Origin of the sequence: Pseudomonas asplenii (assembly GCF_001293465.1) — a bacterium.
Lineage (GTDB): Bacteria > Pseudomonadota > Gammaproteobacteria > Pseudomonadales > Pseudomonadaceae > Aquipseudomonas > Aquipseudomonas fuscovaginae_B.
The window spans coordinates 87,852-101,849 of sequence record NZ_JSYZ01000010.1 but is presented as its reverse complement, the minus strand read 5'-3'; the positions used below and the strand labels follow the sequence as shown (position 1 = coordinate 101,849).

Sequence of the window (13,998 nt, the reverse complement as noted above, 5' to 3'; positions counted from 1 at the left end):
AGAGCCACTCATGATGCAACGCACACCTAGCTTGCTGATCGTTGATGATGATATTTCTGCCATCCGCGTGCTGAGCCGTATCCTTCAGGGCCTGGGCCAGATCCGTTTTGCGACGGGGGGGGAGCAGACACTGAAGATTGTCCAGGAAATGCGTCCAGACCTGATCCTGCTCGATGCCGAGATGCCCGGCATGAGTGGATTCCAAGTGTGCGAGAAGCTCCAGTCCGATCCACTGCTGCAGGGTGTACCCATCATCTTCATCACCAGTCATACCGAAACCCAGGTGGAGGAGGCCGGGCTGGCACTCGGGGCGGTGGATTTCATCGGAAAGCCAGTCAAGCCCGCGATCGTCACGGCTCGGGTCAAGACGCACCTGAACCTGAAAATGGCCATGGATCAGCTCAGCCTACTGGCCCAGACCGATGGACTGACCGGATTAGCCAATCGTCGCTTGCTTGACCAGCGTATCGAGTATGAGTGGCTCCGCTCACTACGCAACCAAAGTGCATTTTCGGTGTTGTTGCTGGATATCGATTTTTTCAAGCGCTACAACGACCGCTATGGACACCTGCAAGGCGACGAGTGCCTGATTGCAGTTGCCCAGACGCTCAAGCGCTGTGTGCAGAGATCCACTGATCTGGTAGCACGCTATGGCGGGGAGGAATTTGCCGTACTGCTGCCAGAAACGGGCGAGGAGGGGGCTCGGCAGTTGGCAGACGAAATTGTTCAGAGCGTCCACAGCCTGGGCGAGGTGCACGAAACCAGTGACTTTGGCAGGGTGACGATTTCCGTGGGTGTCGCAAGCTTAGAGGCGGGCTCGCTACTGCCCCCGAGCACGCATACCAGCGATGTACCATCCATCGCTGCAGCGCTGCTTGCTGAAGCCGACCGGGCTTTGTATCAGGCTAAGCATGATGGTCGAAATTGTAGCCGCTTTGTACCCATAGAGCTTGCACCCTGAAGGTCCATGCTTTTTGGTGCCAAGCACCGCTGTAAATTACAGGGTTCTACCCCACTAATACGGACACTTTCGAGTAAGCTCGCACCGAGCTGAAGGAGTGTTCATGAAGCGCAAGAAATACAGCCCCGAGTTCAAGCGGGAAGCCATCGAGCTGGTTCGTCGTTCAGGAGCGAGCTGTCGACAGGTAGCCCTGGAGATTGGTGTTGCTCCCAACCTGCTCACACGCTGGGTACGGGAGGCACAACCAGATACTGAGAAAGCCTTTCCTGGAACGGGAAGCCCGCGAGATGAGGAGCTTGCCCGCCTCAAGCGCGAGTTAGCCCGAGTCACCAAGGAACGTGATTTTTAAGAGACGCGGCAGCGTACTTTGCCAAGGAGTCATCGAGCGGTACACGGTGATCCAGCGCTGCCGCAAAGACTACCCGGTACGATTGATGTGCCGTTGCCTGAAGGTTTCCGCTAGCGGCTATTACGCCTGGCAGGATCGTGAACCAAGCCCGCGAGCTCAGGAGAATGCGCGCTTGGTGAAGCGCATTCGGGAGATTCACGAAGATAGCCGTGGTGTGATCGGAGCGCCACGTATGCATGAGGATCTGCTCGACGAGGGCGAAGCCGTCAGCCTGAACCGAGTTGCTCGCCTGATGGCGGCTGAGCGAATTCAAGGCTGGCCACGCCGGAAGCGGCGTGGCTTTGGGAGAGTCGCCAGCAGCCGTCCAGCAGGCGTGAAAAACCTGCTGGAGCGCAACTTCACCGTGCAGGAACCAGAGCGCAAGTGGGTCACGGACCTCACGGAAATCGCCACCCAGGAAGGCAAACTCTTTCTATGCGTGGTGCTCGACTTGTACAGCAAGTTGGTGATCGGTTGGTCGATGCACCACCGCCAGGATCGGCAGATGGTGATTCGAGCGGTGGAGATGGCGATCTGGCAGCGCCAGGGTGACTGGTCAGTGATCCTGCATTCGGATCGCGGTAGCCAATTCACCAGCGGCGACTACCAGCGTTTTCTGAATCGCAACACACTGGTTTGCAGCATGAGTGCCGTCGAGCACTGCGGCGACAACGCGGCCTGTGAAGGCTTCTTCGGTCAGCTCAAACGGGAGCGCGTTGTCCATCAGTCGTATCGAACTCGTGATGAGGCACGAGCGGATTTATTCGACTACATCAAGCGGTTTCATAACCCACGAATGCGTCGTAGAGTTGCCCGGCAAGATCTGAAGTTTTCAGCCCTTTTCAAACCGTCCGTGGAAATGGGGTAGAACCCGCGTTTGAATCGTAAGCGAACGGCAAACACGCCTACCGAACTCCAGTTTTAAGGGCGATGGTGTCCGTCTATTTTTGCCGTTTTTCTATAGCTCTGTAAGTCGATGAAATGCTTCGTTGTAATCGAGCCAGCTGAATTTTCAGATCCTCGACTTCAGCCTCCAACTGACGGGCACGTTCGCTAGCCTCAACCTGGACGGTAACGTCCTTTTGGATGCCGATGTAATAGGTGAGTTGATCCTCGTCGTTAAACACTGGGGTTATCGAAAGCTCATTCCAGAAAACACGGCCGTCTTTGCGATAGTTTCGAATGATATGCCGGCAAGGCTGAAAATTTTTTATTGCTTCGCGGATAGCAGCAATGCCTGGTTGGTCTCGATCATCGCCCTGCAGGAACCGGCAGTCCTGATACAGGGTGTCATCAATGCTATAGCCGGTCAGGTGCTGAAAGGCTTGGTTGGCGTAGATGAGGATGTGTTCATCGCCTTCCTGCTCTGCCACCACAATGCCATCGTTGGAAGACTCGATCATCAGTTTCAGCAGTTCTGCATCGATCATTTTCGGAGCCCTTATGAGTTTCAAAGAAGTCTATACCAACCTTTCCGATCTGACCTTGAGAGGCGATTTGCGCCAGCAACGCTTCGAGCAGTAACGCACTTCATCCCAGCAGAGTGCCCATTTCTTCCTCCCAGCTGGTAGATCACGGCGTGATCAGATCACCGCTAAAAATTTCCCGAGCGCCCTTGAATTTTTGTCTTCGATTCCTACTTAGGATTTTGCGCGATGCCGAATGCGGGTCGCGCCTCAAATCACTTGGAGAAAACTCAGGAGATTTAGCAATGGCTACTACTCTTTCGTTGGCCCCACTTTTCCGTCACTCGGTCGGCTTTGACCGTTTCAACGATCTTTTCGAATCGGCGCTTCGCAGTGAGGCCGGAACTTCCTATCCTCCTCACAACGTTGAAAAACACGGTGATGACCAATATCGAATTGTCATCGCGGTGGCTGGCTTGGCTGAGGAGGACTTGGACATTCAGGTTGAAAAGGGCGTTTTGACGGTCGCCGGCGATAAGCGAGAAAGCAACGGAGATGTCACTTACCTGCACCAAGGTATCGCTCAGCGTGCTTTCCGGCTGTCGTTCCGCTTGATGGATCACATCGAGGTGCAGGGCGCGAAGCTCGCTAACGGTTTGCTGAACATAGACTTGCTTAGAGTGGTACCGGAGGAAGCGAAGCCTAAGCGCATCATGATCGGAGGGGCTGAGTCTGCTCACTCCAGGCCGGTCAGTGAGCAGTAAGGTGAATAATGGGGCGCTCTTCGGAGCGCCTCTTTCTTGTGGGTATCTCAGGCACCTTCCTGACGGCGCATCAGTGACCTTGACCTTCAGAGCATGGCGGTTGCGCTATGCAATCTCCTGATTGTGGAAAGCGTCCGCCCAACTCACCTTGCGTAAGTCAGGCCGGCATCCACTGAGGCGGCAGCAACTGCCCGATCTCACTGGCCCGTTGGGTCGGCAAACGGCGCTGAGGTGCGCACGCTGAGGTGCTTAGCCTGGCTGATAGCCGATGCTGAGTGTCCAGGCCGCAAAGATCAGCGCTACGGTCAGAACCAGGCCCGACAACAGGGTGGTGCTTTCTGCTGGCGTGAAACCGCCCATGGCGTGCGTTCCTGATCCGAGGGTTCGGTCCGCACCCCAATACGCAGCAGAGCTGGCTGAGGGCGCGAGACGTCGAAGGTGTCTGAAGGCAAGGGGCATGGGAGCGGCTCGCTGGGATAAGGTTCATCGTGCGTGCCGAAGAGCGCTGACGAGGACAGCAGGAAAACAGGAATCGGGGTGACTGGGTTTTGCGCAGTGTTTAGCGGTTCACAATAGGGTCTAGACGACCCTCGCGAACGGTATGACGCTGAGTCGATTCGGGTTATTCCGATCGCGATCAACTGGCGAAAATGTTGAAATGGGCTTCGAAGCATGAAGCTTCAAGCGAAAAGTGAGGTGATAGGTGAATATCGGTGAGGTTCTTGAGTACTCGGTGGAAGGTATTTTCGAGGAGGACGAGGATGCTTCGCGAGAGGGCGTTGAAGCGTTAAGCCGAGCGATGTCGGAGCTGTCGCGCAAAGTCCACAATGGCGAGGACATTGATATTGAACCCTCTCGGGTTCACACCTACGTCTTCGAGTAACCTTGACCCCATTTGGGGACGTAGGCCTTTGAGGAGACAATAGGTTTTCCGCTGAAGTGGTCCACAATTCCCGGGTACCGAATGAGCTGTTCCTGTCGCAACCGCCGGCAGCCCGAAACAGTGGCTTGTGCAGCAAGCGAAATCTGATCGGCACGCTTGATTAGGTCGCCGCCGTATTTATGCGTTACCTTCGCATCACCCCTTGGACGATAGAAGATGAGTCCGACTCTCCATAAGGCAGCTAACGGTCATCTGTCACTTGATGTCAACGAGTGGCCAGAGACGTGCTGGCGATCGCTGGAAGACGAATTGATAAAGCGCCGAGGATTCACGCGCGTGGGCGCCTCCGTCATAGGCATGGATGAAGAAATTCATCCAACCTTCCACTGTGCCGAGTTCAGTCTCACAGCGGGCTGGGATCATTGGTCGGGTCGTTATTTGCTGTCAGATTCAGTGGAGGGCGATATTTTTCTGCAAGAGCTATTCGACCAGCTCCGTGTCTGACAGAGGACGTCGGGAGGTATTCCTAAGCAGCCAGTAGCGAGAGTCAAATCATGGAGGACATTTTGACGAGTAAAAAGACAAGCGCAGCGATCGCTAAGCGTTTTGATGAATCGGTCTGGGCCAAGGCCCACTGGCTCAATGAACCCAAGCATTATCTCACCCACCCAGACGGCTCACTTGAGGTGATGACGAGCCTGCAGACCGATTTCTGGCGTGAAACCCACTATGGCTTCATACGGGACAGCGGACACCTGCTGGCCTTTGAAACCGAGGGAGACTTTACCGCCCAAGTCAGGGTGAACGCCGATTTTCGTGAGCTGTACGATCAAGCGGGCCTGATGGTCAGACTCAATGAGCAGACGTGGGTAAAAGCGGGCATCGAGTTCAACGACGGGAACCCGATGATCAGCAGCGTCCTGACCCAAGGCCAGTCGGACTGGGCGCCCGCTCACTTTACGGGAGACCCCACCAGCTTTTGGCTGCGTGTAACGGTCTCTGACGGTGTGCTGCGGGTGCAGTATTCGACCGATGGGAAAGTCTGGCCGCTTCTCAGACTGGCACCGTTTCCAAAGGCAAACCATTACCAGGTGGGCCCGATGTGCTGCACACCGGAGCGTGAGGGCTTGAGGGTGAGGTTCTCCGAGTGGTCTCTAACACGTCCGTTGGGCCGAGATCTGCATGATTTGAGCTAGGCAACCGTTCGCGAGCAGGTCCCATCTTGCTCGCTAATCTCCAAGCTCGTATTGCTGAACCCCCACGCGCGTGACCTGCATCACCTCTTCTTGAGGTGGTGGTGCGCCGGCAAAACGACGCCGGGAAGGCGAAAGAATGGATAACGGCTTCTAGCGCAGACAGGTTCCGATGACCTTCAGATTGATGGGCGTCCACGCACTTTTGAGGGGCTTCATTTTTTGGTGCGCCGGCAGCGTTCCGAACAATAACGAACCTCCTCCCAGCAGCGAGCCCACTTCTTGCGCCAAGTGAAGGGAAGGCCGCAGGTGACGCAGACTTTTACTGGAAGCTCGCTTTTTTTCAAAATGATCCACCCTCATTCGATTAGGCATGTACAACGGACCGCGTCGGCGCTGCGCGTCCTGTTCAGATCCACCCGTTCGGTCACGATTGTATGATCGTGGCCCTACGCTCATTGCCTGGCAGACGATCGTCGTGGCGCTTCAGGTGATCGGTTCTCAAGCGAGGCGCCGCCGGTTAATTGTGAAATGGTTTGGGTGTCGGGTCCACGCCACCGATCACCATGAATGGGGAGCCCCAGCGCAATAACTATCGATGTTTAGCGAAGTGGCAGGCCATCGCCCCTGTCCGCACATGGCCACTAGCACCTCGACAGTGGGGCAGTGGAGCACCTTGTCGTTGCAATGCGCCGAGCCACATCACGAGCAGCTTCATGGACGCTGTGAGCAATCTTGCGAATCGAAGTGCTCGGGCAGCACTTGGCTTTCACCGAACATGCCGCGCAGTCGGTCTGTCTGGGGTGGAAGATGACGGTGTTGGCTTTGGTGACGTGCGAACGCTCGTTCTTGGTATTGTGCTCTCTGAAGGGCATGCATTTGAGGAGCGAGCATGGGAAAAAGGGCTAGCAATTTTAAAGGTGACACCCTGAAGCTGATCAGTAAGCTTCCAGCCGAATGGGGCTTTGCTTTTCTGCTGGGTACGTTGCCGATTTGGGTGTTCAGCAAAACTTCCAAGGACTTCGAAGAGATGGTGTCGGGGCTTCTGGCAATCGGGCCATTGATTGAATACTTTGGTTGGATGTTGATTCCTTATGGTTTGTTGTTTGTCTTCAAGTACGTGATGCGCTTTGGTTCAGATCGGGGTACGCAGGTATTCGGCTTTTTTCATAAGCTCATCGCTGAAGTAGGGACCGGTCTGTTGACCATTACCCGAACAGGCTTAGGCGTAGCCGCTGGCATCTTTTTCCTATCGGATGAGGTGGTGACGCTCACTCAAGATCAAATGGTGCGTTTGTGCTGGATGATTGGCGTGCTCACCCTCGCTAACTGTGCCCTGGCGATGCTGAAGGATGAAATGATCGAGAAGACCAGCAGGCCGGCTTACAAGAACCCCATCAAGCTCTAAGAGCGGCCCGCCACCCGCGCACTCAGGTATCACCCTTGAGTATCGTGGTGTTGGAAATCCCACGGGCCTGATCTATCCGGCGCGCCATGGCCATGGCCGCTTCCAGCTCACTGAGCCCCTGGGTTTTCATGAGCTCGAAGCGCTCGGGTTTCTCTTCCGGTGCGGTCATGGCCATGATCAGGTAGAGGCTGGGCGGTACCGCACGAAACAGCACCTCCATCGACTTGGAGAGGACCAACTGCGCGTTGTAGCCCTCGTGTGCGTAGGTCGCGAGGTCCACCAGGGTGATGTCGGCTTCCGGCCAGGGCGTGCCGTCGCGGTTGAACAGATCGACATTGACGCCCTGGCAGAACATGTCCATGGCGTCGGCCATTTCCAGCAGGCGCAGGCGGCGTGATTCTGGGGACCGACCGTCCCATATGTCAACCATAGTGTGCGGACCGTGGGGCAGCAACTGGTCCTTGTCGGTGGCGCAGCCGCTGACCCGCAGCGCGCTCATCAATAAACCGGGCATGGCCTTAATCGAGGCTGTCGGCAGGGGAGGCTCCTGCCAACTGCCGCACCTGACGGCCTTCGGGTTCGTAATCGATCTCCAGTTGCTGATCCAGGTGCACGGCCACCTGGGCGCCGGGTTGCACATAGACCGCGGCAAAGGCCTGGCCGTAGAGCTTGTTGACCCAGTCGCCGATGTCCTTCACGCCCCCGGAGAGGATGCTGTTGAGCGCCGAAGGTCCGGTCTTGACGGCGCTGCCGCCCGGTGCGACCACGTTGCTGACATCGGGCTGATCGGCTTCAAGCAGCTTGGCCACCCCCGCGCCGGCGGCGGTGATCAGGCTCTTGGTGCCCAGGTACTGCTGGGCGTTTGAGCGCCGTTCACCGGCGATACACGGCACCCCATAGGGATCGCTGAGCCAGCCGATACCGCCCTGGATCTTGCCCGGTGCGGCATTGCCGCTGGCGCTGTTGCCCTGGCGACCGGTCAGCTTCTGGGGCGCGGGCAGGGTGCGAATACGCCCATCGTTGAAGACAAAGGTCAGGCTCACGATATGGCCGCGCACGCAGGACAGGGTCCAGTCGCCGGCGGCGGTACCACTGAGGACCGCACCGGCCACATCCGGCAGGTCAATGCCGTTGGCGGTGAGGTTGTCCGGGCCGATCAGCACCTTGAACGGGTAGGGGTCATTGACCACACCGTCCACCGGGACCCGGCCGATCAGGGCTGTCATGGCGATGGAGCCGGTCAGGGTGCTGTTTTCCGGCAGGGTGTAGACCGCCCTGGCGGGGGCCTTCTGTGCGCTGGCGGTGGGATTGCCGCCCTCCAGGGCGGTACTGTCCTTGAGCTGGCGCTGGCCTGGGGTGGGCGGCTCGATGAAGGCGTTGGGGAAGCTCACCCCCTTTGCCGGCTGGCCGGAACCGGTGGGTAGGGGTTTGCCATTGGCGTCGACAGCGGTCGCATCCTGAGGCTCGATCCAGATCAGCTCGTGTTCGTCCGTGGAGAATGATGCACTGTCGCCAGCCTCAAGCCCCAGGCCAATCGGCAGGTCCTCACTCGACTTGCTGAGAAACTCGGTCGACAGCGCCTGCCTGAGATCGTCCAGCAGGTGCTTTTTCTGCTGCGGGCTCAGGTCTGGTCGACCGCCGTTGCCCATTTGCTCCCGCTCGGCACTCACGGCCTTCTGGATCCGCAGATCCACCTCGCTTTCGCGTAGCCTCAGGCGATCGTTTTCCTCTTTCTGTTGCCGGTTTTCCGAGAGCAGGGTTTTGAGTTCCTCGCGCATGGCCTTGGTCTGGGCCACCAGGGTGGCGACCGTGTCATGCGGCGTGTCGCCGTCGATGCCCAGTTGCTTCATTTCCTCAGGGGTGAGGCGGTATTGATGGGGATCAGAGTCATTGGAGGCGCTCTGCTGGCTGCTGCAGGCCTTGATCAGGCCAAACAGCGCGAGCGCTACCACGGGTAGCAGCAGCCACTTGAACAGGGCATTACTTTTCATTGGGGAAGTCCCTCTACAGCGTTGGGCCCCGCAGGGGCAGCGGGCGCACTGACGACGGGCAGCAGGGCCTGCGCCAGGTCGCGTCTGCGCATGACCCGATACACCAATGAGGTGTCACGACTCGGGTGCGCCGACCCCACGCACGGAGGCTGAAAGGCCGCACGGATGAAGTTGCTCTGCGGGTGCGGTGAATCGAGGTGCAGCGGTACGTTCTGGGGCAGACGGTCATAGGTCATCAGTTCGACCGCCTGGGCGGTGTAACCGAGCAGCCAGAGCGCAGGCCGTACCGTAATCGAGGCCTCAACCCTCTGCGTCCTGCGCGCTTGCAGCCGTCCCTGATGAGCCTGCGGACAGGCGCTTGGGGACGCCGTCGTAGCAATCGATGGCGAGGCCGAATGGATTGGTTTCCGGGTCCACATCGCGACGCACCACCTTGATGGGGTAGCGCACGAAGGTCTGCTTGATCCGCTCCGAGCCAAAGAACTCCTCGGTCGCCAGATCCAGGTTCAGCAGCCACTGATCGCGTCCCTGCACCTGGACGCGTAGCTGAGGAGAGCGGCCGTAGTTACGATCCGGAAGCTCGAACACCCCACGGGTGCGGTTGCGCAATTCACCGGCGATCTGACGCTTCTGGGCATCCTGTTCCAGCTGGGATTTGCAACTGGGGGTCAGGTAGGCCGATAGCCGATGGATGGCCGAGGGATAGTCCTTCTCCCCATCCGCCGGCCAGCGGTTGAGCTGCTGGAAGATATACAACCCGAAGGTGTACACCGACTCCGGCGGCACCTCCCACCATTTGCGGGTACTGCCTGAGCGCAGGTCGGGCGGGATGTTGATGGTCAGGTTGCGTGGGGCATCCCACCAGCCCAGTCCCGAGAGCAACGTCGTGCCCAGCAGCACCGCGCAGCCGATGCGCAGGGACGTGACATGGGCCTGCAGTCGGTTCACCTCGTTCTTGAAGCGACTCATGCCCCAGGGCTCCGGCGTGTGCTCCAGAGCCCCGAGCGCATCACCAGACCGGTTGCGCCGATCCAGGGAGCCAGCCAGGGCCAGGCGAGTGCCAGGCGCCATTGCAGATGACGGTACAGCCACGTCTGGGGCTTGCCGCGCTTGTGCCGACGCAGCAGCCTGCCGCCGACCAACAGGCCGCCGCCAATGCTCAGCACAATCCCCGTGGGGGCCAGGGCAATGCTGTTGAACCCGATGGCGGCGGCGGTACCCAGACAGGCCCCCACCAGGGTGGCGGCGATCACGGTGAGCCACATTTCGTCAGCGGTGAGCCCCAGCACAATGACCGGTTGGTGATTGAGGCGTGAGGGCAGAAACCGAATGGTTCCGTCGGGCAGGTAATGGTCAGCATCATGTGTCATGGCGGTTTCTCCTCACAGCACCGACGTGGCTTTGGTTAGCAGCCAGATACTGATCACCAGCAGCGCGGCGCCGACGCCGCAGGTCAGGCCGAACTGGCCCCAGGTCTTTTTGCCGCTCTGAACGTCGGAGTAGGTGGTGTAGGCGTGGTAGGCCACGCCGCAGAACGAGGCCGCGGCAATCAGCAGGGCGATCAGCGAAACGATGTCATACGCATGGTTTTGCAGGGTCTGGATGATGCCGGTGCCCGGTCGGCTGGGGGTTTCCAACTCGGGCAGCCCGGCAAGGCTGCGCGAAGGCGATAGCAGATGGCTGGTGAGCAGACCCAGGGTGATGACCCGGCGAGCCAGGGAATGGGAATGGGATTTGAGGGAGGAGAAGCGGTTCATCAGTGCCTCCATGGCGTGGTTGAGTGTGTGTCGGGAAATCAATTGAGCAGGAGCAGGGTGAGCAGGATGTAGATCAGCGCCACCTTGGCTGTGATTTCCGCCCATCGGCCCTGTGACAGTTGTCCGCGAGCCCACGCGCGGTAGGCACTGCCAATGGCCCAGGCGGCAAACACCAGCGCCAGGACCAGGCCACAGAGCAAGGCGGTGGTTTGCGCAGGGGTAAAGCCGCCCATGGCGCCAAAGGCCTTGAGCTGAAAGTCCGTCATGCTCATGGCATGGCCTCGGTGGACTGGGTGTAGTGGCCGGTCAATTCAGGCAAGGCCCGGGGCTGGGCGCGCGAGGGCGTGAGGTAGTGCTCGATGCCCTGTTGGATCAACTCCAGATCAGCGGCCAGGCGTGGATAGTCGAAGTGAAAACGCGCCTGCTCATCGACGGGCTGGGCCGCACGGGTGTGGACCTGTTGGGTCAGGGTGTCGAGCTGGCGCAGCCAGGCACTGAGCAGCGTGCGTTCTTGAGCCGTGGGCTCGGCCTGCGCCATGGTCGCCTTGAGGCTGAGGACGAGACTGAGTGCGATGTAGCGCGGGAGGGGGATGACAGCAGGCATCGGGGCATTCCGCTCAAAGAAAGTTCTCCGAGCGTGCCGTAGGACATGAGGAGCAACAGCAAGAAAACTGGATCGGACCGGTCAGTTTTAGCGCCAGGATACGGCCCGAACCCACCGGGCAGGGGCATCGTCGGTTTATTGTCTGTGGGGTAGCGAGCGCATGGAACTTCGTTCCAGTGCTGTCCCACGTTGCCTGCTGGGGTGTGGTCAGCGCTGGAGCGATGAAGATCGCCGATCTTCCTTACCGTGCTTACAGGTACTTCTTGAAGCTGCCCACGGTGATACTCACCACCAGGCTCAGGGCCAGCGCACTGGGCAGTAGCACCAGCATGGGATTGACCGTCATGGGCAGGGCCGGGTAGATGATCCAGGGCGCCACCCACAGCGGCATGATCAGCATCTTGGCCCGGTGGTAGATGAACCCGGACTCACGGCCGGCGCCGAAGCGTCGCAGGTCTCGGCGCACCAGGCCATCTGCGGCACCGGTAAAGACTGCGACCAGCACCATCGGCATTGTAAGGATCAGGATCATCACGCGCGCCAGCAGGGTCAGCACGGCGTACACGGCCGCCAGGCCATAGTCTTCGAGGTACGCATAGGCCTTTAGCAGATGCCGCTGAGGTCCGGCCATCGCGGGGTGGGTCTGTTGGGCGGGTTGGACGATCCACTCGATCAGGCCGGTTTTCTCAAAGCCCCACTCATAGGCCTGCACGATGATCCAGCGGGCGTTTTGCTCCACTTCGTTCAGCAGCAGGCTGTTGGGGAAGGCCGTCGAGATCCAGGTCAATTCACTGTTGAGCATGTCCTGGGAATGGCGCCAGCCTTCCTCGGGCCAGAAAAAGAACAGGCCGACCCACTCGCTGACGATGCTGAAAAACAGCGCCACCATCAGGATGCCGAGGAGGGTGAAGGGCAGGCCCAATAGTCGGCTGATCGGCCCCTTTTCACGGTAGGCTTGCTGGTTCTTTGCGGTGTCAGTCGTATTGGCCATGGGCATCCGCGCTCAAGGGGCGTGAGCGCCTGCCGCTCGGCAGATGCCGGCAGCGGGGCGGGCAGGAGGTGAGCGCCCAGGCGTGTTCACGTGAGATGGGGCACAGGCTTGCACATCGACGGGGCTATTACGCCGCAGAAACGAGACCCGCCTTGGAGCGTTTTGCCGAGCAGCACACGTCCAGGGCGCACAGCGTTTGAAGCGGATGAGGGCACTGCGATCAGGTCCAGACTCGGTCAGGTGAGGGTGGTCACCAACCGGGGCGTGGCACAAAAGAAAAGCCCGACAGAGTCGGGCTGAGGTGAGGGTGTTTCAGAAGGTCAGGCGCGGGGCCTGACCTGCAGGGTTGTGCAGCGATCTTGTCTCAACGGCCACTGCTGGAGGGGTACTGCTCCGTCACGCAGGACACGCCCGTTTGATCGAGCGCCTTGAGCGCGAAGTTCCGCCATTTCAGCCGATCGGCAAACTTCTTCAGCTCCGGGGCTGCTCGGCCGACGATCCTGGCGATGTCCACCTCGTCGGTGCAGGTCTCTGCGGTGAACTGACGCTGAAACGTATCCAGCCAGTACTGGAACTCGTGGATCTCGTTCACCACCTCATCAGGGCGGCGCCAGATGATCTCCGACTCCTCGACCACCCCCCACAGAACGCAGGGAACGCCCAGGCCCAAGGCTTGGGAGCTGGCTCTGTAGGCCTTGCCCGCGGTGTAGAAGATCTCCACCAGATGCGGCTCAAACGCTGCACCGGCCTTGATCTGCGGGTAGACATACAGGTCGTGGAACTTCGAGGTACAGAAGCGGATGGCGTCCTCGATCGAGCTACGATGACCCATGGTGTATTCCGCACTGACCTGGCGATAGCCCAAGCCATGATCGTTGAGTGGCAGTTTCATCTCGCCGGTACAGACGACGGTGAACTGCTTGTGAAACGCATCCAGTCGCAGAAACGAATGGGGTGCGTAGGGGTTACGGACAAACGGAAACAGCGGCCGCAGCACGTCCAGTATTTTTTCCATGGGGATTCTCCTGTTCACAAAGGCAAACGCGGAGAACCTCTCGCCCGACGGGGAGACATTCCCCGCGTGGGTGGGTTGAAGCAGAGGGTTAGGCCAGGTACTTGATGCTCAGGGCCGTCACGGTACCGAGCGCCAGCGCCAGGGCTGCGAACGACTGAAACAGCCGTACGGTCAGCTTGTGGCTCATGGCGTCCATCTTGGTGTTGATCATCATCAGGCTCGTATTGAGCGCCAAGGCTGTGTCTTTCGACTCACCGCGCAGGGTGGAGGCGTCGAGCAGAATCTTCGACAGGTCCGACTTCATCTCTGCGCGAAACGCCGTAATCTCCAGCTTCAGGTCATGACGAGACTCGGTGACATCGGTTTTGCTGGCGAGCAATGAGGTTCTTTCGAACTCCAGGGCTTCACTCACATCGTGTGCGTTTTTCTCCGGGACACCGGCGGCGACCAAGGCTTTGTAGAGCGCCATATCCAGTTTCATCAGACCTCCAGATTTTATGGGATGGGCCTGCCCCGACGGGCAAGACCCGTGCGGGGAAAACAAGAACAGCGATGCTTCCACCGACCGCAATCGCCGTCGGTTGGTCGCATCATTGGAAGCTTGGCGACCGATGGGGTGGATCATGCGCAATGGCGC

Annotated in this window: 19 protein-coding genes and 3 pseudogenes; 7 read left to right on the top strand and 15 right to left on the bottom strand. The window is 59.1% G+C overall.

Translation table 11 applies throughout. The annotated features are described in order from the left end of the window. Positions 1-13: 13 nt before the first annotated feature. Together PF66_RS15540 and PF66_RS15530 are read left to right on the top strand one after the other, a co-directional pair. Positions 14-961: a GGDEF domain-containing response regulator gene (locus PF66_RS15540; protein WP_054063195.1), complete on the top strand. Its 948-nt coding sequence runs from the start codon at positions 14-16 to the stop codon at positions 959-961. Between the two features lie 103 nt (positions 962-1,064). Then, positions 1,065-2,217 (top strand): IS3 family transposase gene (locus PF66_RS15530; RefSeq protein WP_152973035.1). Its coding sequence is split into 2 segments (ribosomal slippage): positions 1,065-1,306 and positions 1,305-2,217, totalling 1,155 coding nucleotides; the frame shifts between segments, so codons are not numbered across the junction. A gap of 73 nt (positions 2,218-2,290) precedes the next feature. Here the strand turns inward: PF66_RS15530 and PF66_RS15525 are convergent. Together PF66_RS15525 and PF66_RS33470 are read right to left on the bottom strand one after the other, a co-directional pair. Then, positions 2,291-2,779, bottom strand: coding sequence for a PAS domain-containing protein (locus PF66_RS15525; RefSeq protein ID WP_054063180.1), 489 nt, complete (start codon positions 2,777-2,779; stop codon positions 2,291-2,293). Positions 2,780-2,809: 30 nt separating this feature from the next. Continuing rightward, positions 2,810-2,905 (bottom strand): annotated as a pseudogene (locus PF66_RS33470) (DUF2256 domain-containing protein); the annotation flags it as partial. A 155-nt stretch (positions 2,906-3,060) separates the two neighbouring features. Between PF66_RS33470 and PF66_RS15520 the strand changes: the two are divergent. The 4 genes from PF66_RS15520 (at position 3,061) to PF66_RS15500 (ending at position 5,598) form a co-directional block, all read left to right on the top strand. Further along, on the top strand, positions 3,061-3,519 hold the full coding sequence (locus PF66_RS15520) for an Hsp20 family protein (RefSeq protein WP_054063179.1): 459 nt from the start codon (positions 3,061-3,063) through the stop codon (positions 3,517-3,519). A gap of 703 nt (positions 3,520-4,222) precedes the next feature. After that, complete coding sequence (locus tag PF66_RS15510) at positions 4,223-4,402, top strand: hypothetical protein (protein WP_054063178.1); 180 nt, start codon at positions 4,223-4,225, stop codon at positions 4,400-4,402. Between the two features lie 216 nt (positions 4,403-4,618). Continuing rightward, positions 4,619-4,906, top strand: coding sequence for a hypothetical protein (locus PF66_RS15505; RefSeq protein WP_152973034.1), 288 nt, complete (start codon positions 4,619-4,621; stop codon positions 4,904-4,906). Between the two features lie 50 nt (positions 4,907-4,956). Beyond that, entirely contained in the window at positions 4,957-5,598 is a 642-nt protein-coding gene (locus PF66_RS15500; protein WP_054063176.1) for a DUF1349 domain-containing protein, read from the top strand. Between the two features lie 212 nt (positions 5,599-5,810). Here PF66_RS15500 and PF66_RS32090 read toward each other — a convergent pair whose 3' ends face one another. Then, positions 5,811-5,942, bottom strand: a complete 132-nt coding sequence (locus PF66_RS32090; protein WP_081009867.1) for a DUF2256 domain-containing protein — start codon at positions 5,940-5,942, stop codon at positions 5,811-5,813. Between the two features lie 330 nt (positions 5,943-6,272). After that, a pseudogene (locus PF66_RS33465) lies at positions 6,273-6,440 on the bottom strand (IS5/IS1182 family transposase); the annotation flags it as partial. A 47-nt stretch (positions 6,441-6,487) separates the two neighbouring features. Between PF66_RS33465 and PF66_RS15495 the strand changes: the two are divergent. Further along, positions 6,488-7,003, top strand: coding sequence for a hypothetical protein (locus PF66_RS15495; protein ID WP_054063175.1), 516 nt, complete (start codon positions 6,488-6,490; stop codon positions 7,001-7,003). Between the two features lie 22 nt (positions 7,004-7,025). Here the strand turns inward: PF66_RS15495 and PF66_RS15490 are convergent. From PF66_RS15490 to PF66_RS15445, 11 genes and pseudogenes are all read right to left on the bottom strand, one after another. After that, a pseudogene (locus PF66_RS15490) lies at positions 7,026-7,418 on the bottom strand (hypothetical protein); the annotation flags it as partial. A gap of 103 nt (positions 7,419-7,521) precedes the next feature. Then, complete coding sequence (locus tag PF66_RS15485; RefSeq protein ID WP_054063173.1) at positions 7,522-8,994, bottom strand: TIGR03752 family integrating conjugative element protein; 1,473 nt, start codon at positions 8,992-8,994, stop codon at positions 7,522-7,524. Next, positions 8,991-9,230: a DUF3438 family protein gene (locus PF66_RS32750; protein WP_152973033.1), complete on the bottom strand. Its 240-nt coding sequence runs from the start codon at positions 9,228-9,230 to the stop codon at positions 8,991-8,993. The genes PF66_RS15485 and PF66_RS32750 overlap by 4 nt, the downstream gene beginning before the upstream one ends. 64 nt (positions 9,231-9,294) lie before the next feature. After that, complete coding sequence (locus PF66_RS15480) at positions 9,295-9,963, bottom strand: PFL_4703 family integrating conjugative element protein (RefSeq protein ID WP_054063172.1); 669 nt, start codon at positions 9,961-9,963, stop codon at positions 9,295-9,297. Further along, entirely contained in the window at positions 9,960-10,364 is a 405-nt protein-coding gene (locus tag PF66_RS15475) for a TIGR03750 family conjugal transfer protein (protein WP_054059681.1), read from the bottom strand. The genes PF66_RS15480 and PF66_RS15475 overlap by 4 nt, the downstream gene beginning before the upstream one ends. 12 nt (positions 10,365-10,376) lie before the next feature. Further along, positions 10,377-10,751, bottom strand: a complete 375-nt coding sequence (locus PF66_RS15470) for a TIGR03745 family integrating conjugative element membrane protein (RefSeq protein WP_054059682.1) — start codon at positions 10,749-10,751, stop codon at positions 10,377-10,379. 38 nt (positions 10,752-10,789) lie between these two features. After that, entirely contained in the window at positions 10,790-11,023 is a 234-nt protein-coding gene (locus tag PF66_RS15465; protein WP_054063171.1) for a TIGR03758 family integrating conjugative element protein, read from the bottom strand. After that, complete coding sequence (locus tag PF66_RS15460; RefSeq protein ID WP_081009866.1) at positions 11,020-11,355, bottom strand: RAQPRD family integrative conjugative element protein; 336 nt, start codon at positions 11,353-11,355, stop codon at positions 11,020-11,022. Before PF66_RS15460 ends, PF66_RS15465 begins: the two co-directional genes overlap by 4 nt. Before the next feature lie 250 nt (positions 11,356-11,605). Continuing rightward, positions 11,606-12,346, bottom strand: coding sequence for a TIGR03747 family integrating conjugative element membrane protein (locus tag PF66_RS15455; protein ID WP_054063193.1), 741 nt, complete (start codon positions 12,344-12,346; stop codon positions 11,606-11,608). Positions 12,347-12,710: 364 nt separating this feature from the next. After that, a complete protein-coding gene (locus tag PF66_RS15450; protein ID WP_054063170.1) occupies positions 12,711-13,361 on the bottom strand; it encodes a hypothetical protein in 651 nt (216 codons plus the stop codon). 88 nt (positions 13,362-13,449) lie between these two features. Continuing rightward, a complete protein-coding gene (locus PF66_RS15445) occupies positions 13,450-13,842 on the bottom strand; it encodes a hypothetical protein (protein ID WP_054063169.1) in 393 nt (130 codons plus the stop codon). Positions 13,843-13,998: the final 156 nt, after the last annotated feature.

What these genes read in the sequence shown, in the direction of transcription:
- PF66_RS15525 (WP_054063180.1), bottom strand. Translation starts at nt 2,779, where the DNA reads ATGATCGATGCAGAACTGCTGAAACTGATGATCGAGTCTTCCAACGAT.
- PF66_RS15455 (WP_054063193.1), bottom strand. Translation starts at nt 12,346, where the DNA reads ATGGCCAATACGACTGACACCGCAAAGAACCAGCAAGCCTACCGTGAA.
- PF66_RS15450 (WP_054063170.1), bottom strand. Translation starts at nt 13,361, where the DNA reads ATGGAAAAAATACTGGACGTGCTGCGGCCGCTGTTTCCGTTTGTCCGT.
- PF66_RS15495 (WP_054063175.1), top strand. Translation starts at nt 6,488, where the DNA reads ATGGGAAAAAGGGCTAGCAATTTTAAAGGTGACACCCTGAAGCTGATC.
- PF66_RS15475 (WP_054059681.1), bottom strand. Translation starts at nt 10,364, where the DNA reads ATGACACATGATGCTGACCATTACCTGCCCGACGGAACCATTCGGTTT.
- PF66_RS15445 (WP_054063169.1), bottom strand. Translation starts at nt 13,842, where the DNA reads ATGAAACTGGATATGGCGCTCTACAAAGCCTTGGTCGCCGCCGGTGTC.
- PF66_RS15460 (WP_081009866.1), bottom strand. Translation starts at nt 11,355, where the DNA reads ATGCCTGCTGTCATCCCCCTCCCGCGCTACATCGCACTCAGTCTCGTC.
- PF66_RS15500 (WP_054063176.1), top strand. Translation starts at nt 4,957, where the DNA reads ATGGAGGACATTTTGACGAGTAAAAAGACAAGCGCAGCGATCGCTAAG.
- PF66_RS15520 (WP_054063179.1), top strand. Translation starts at nt 3,061, where the DNA reads ATGGCTACTACTCTTTCGTTGGCCCCACTTTTCCGTCACTCGGTCGGC.
- PF66_RS15470 (WP_054059682.1), bottom strand. Translation starts at nt 10,751, where the DNA reads ATGAACCGCTTCTCCTCCCTCAAATCCCATTCCCATTCCCTGGCTCGC.
- PF66_RS15485 (WP_054063173.1), bottom strand. Translation starts at nt 8,994, where the DNA reads ATGAAAAGTAATGCCCTGTTCAAGTGGCTGCTGCTACCCGTGGTAGCG.
- PF66_RS15540 (WP_054063195.1), top strand. Translation starts at nt 14, where the DNA reads ATGCAACGCACACCTAGCTTGCTGATCGTTGATGATGATATTTCTGCC.
- PF66_RS15480 (WP_054063172.1), bottom strand. Translation starts at nt 9,963, where the DNA reads ATGAGTCGCTTCAAGAACGAGGTGAACCGACTGCAGGCCCATGTCACG.
- PF66_RS32750 (WP_152973033.1), bottom strand. Translation starts at nt 9,230, where the DNA reads ATGACCTATGACCGTCTGCCCCAGAACGTACCGCTGCACCTCGATTCA.
- PF66_RS15505 (WP_152973034.1), top strand. Translation starts at nt 4,619, where the DNA reads ATGAGTCCGACTCTCCATAAGGCAGCTAACGGTCATCTGTCACTTGAT.
- PF66_RS15465 (WP_054063171.1), bottom strand. Translation starts at nt 11,023, where the DNA reads ATGAGCATGACGGACTTTCAGCTCAAGGCCTTTGGCGCCATGGGCGGC.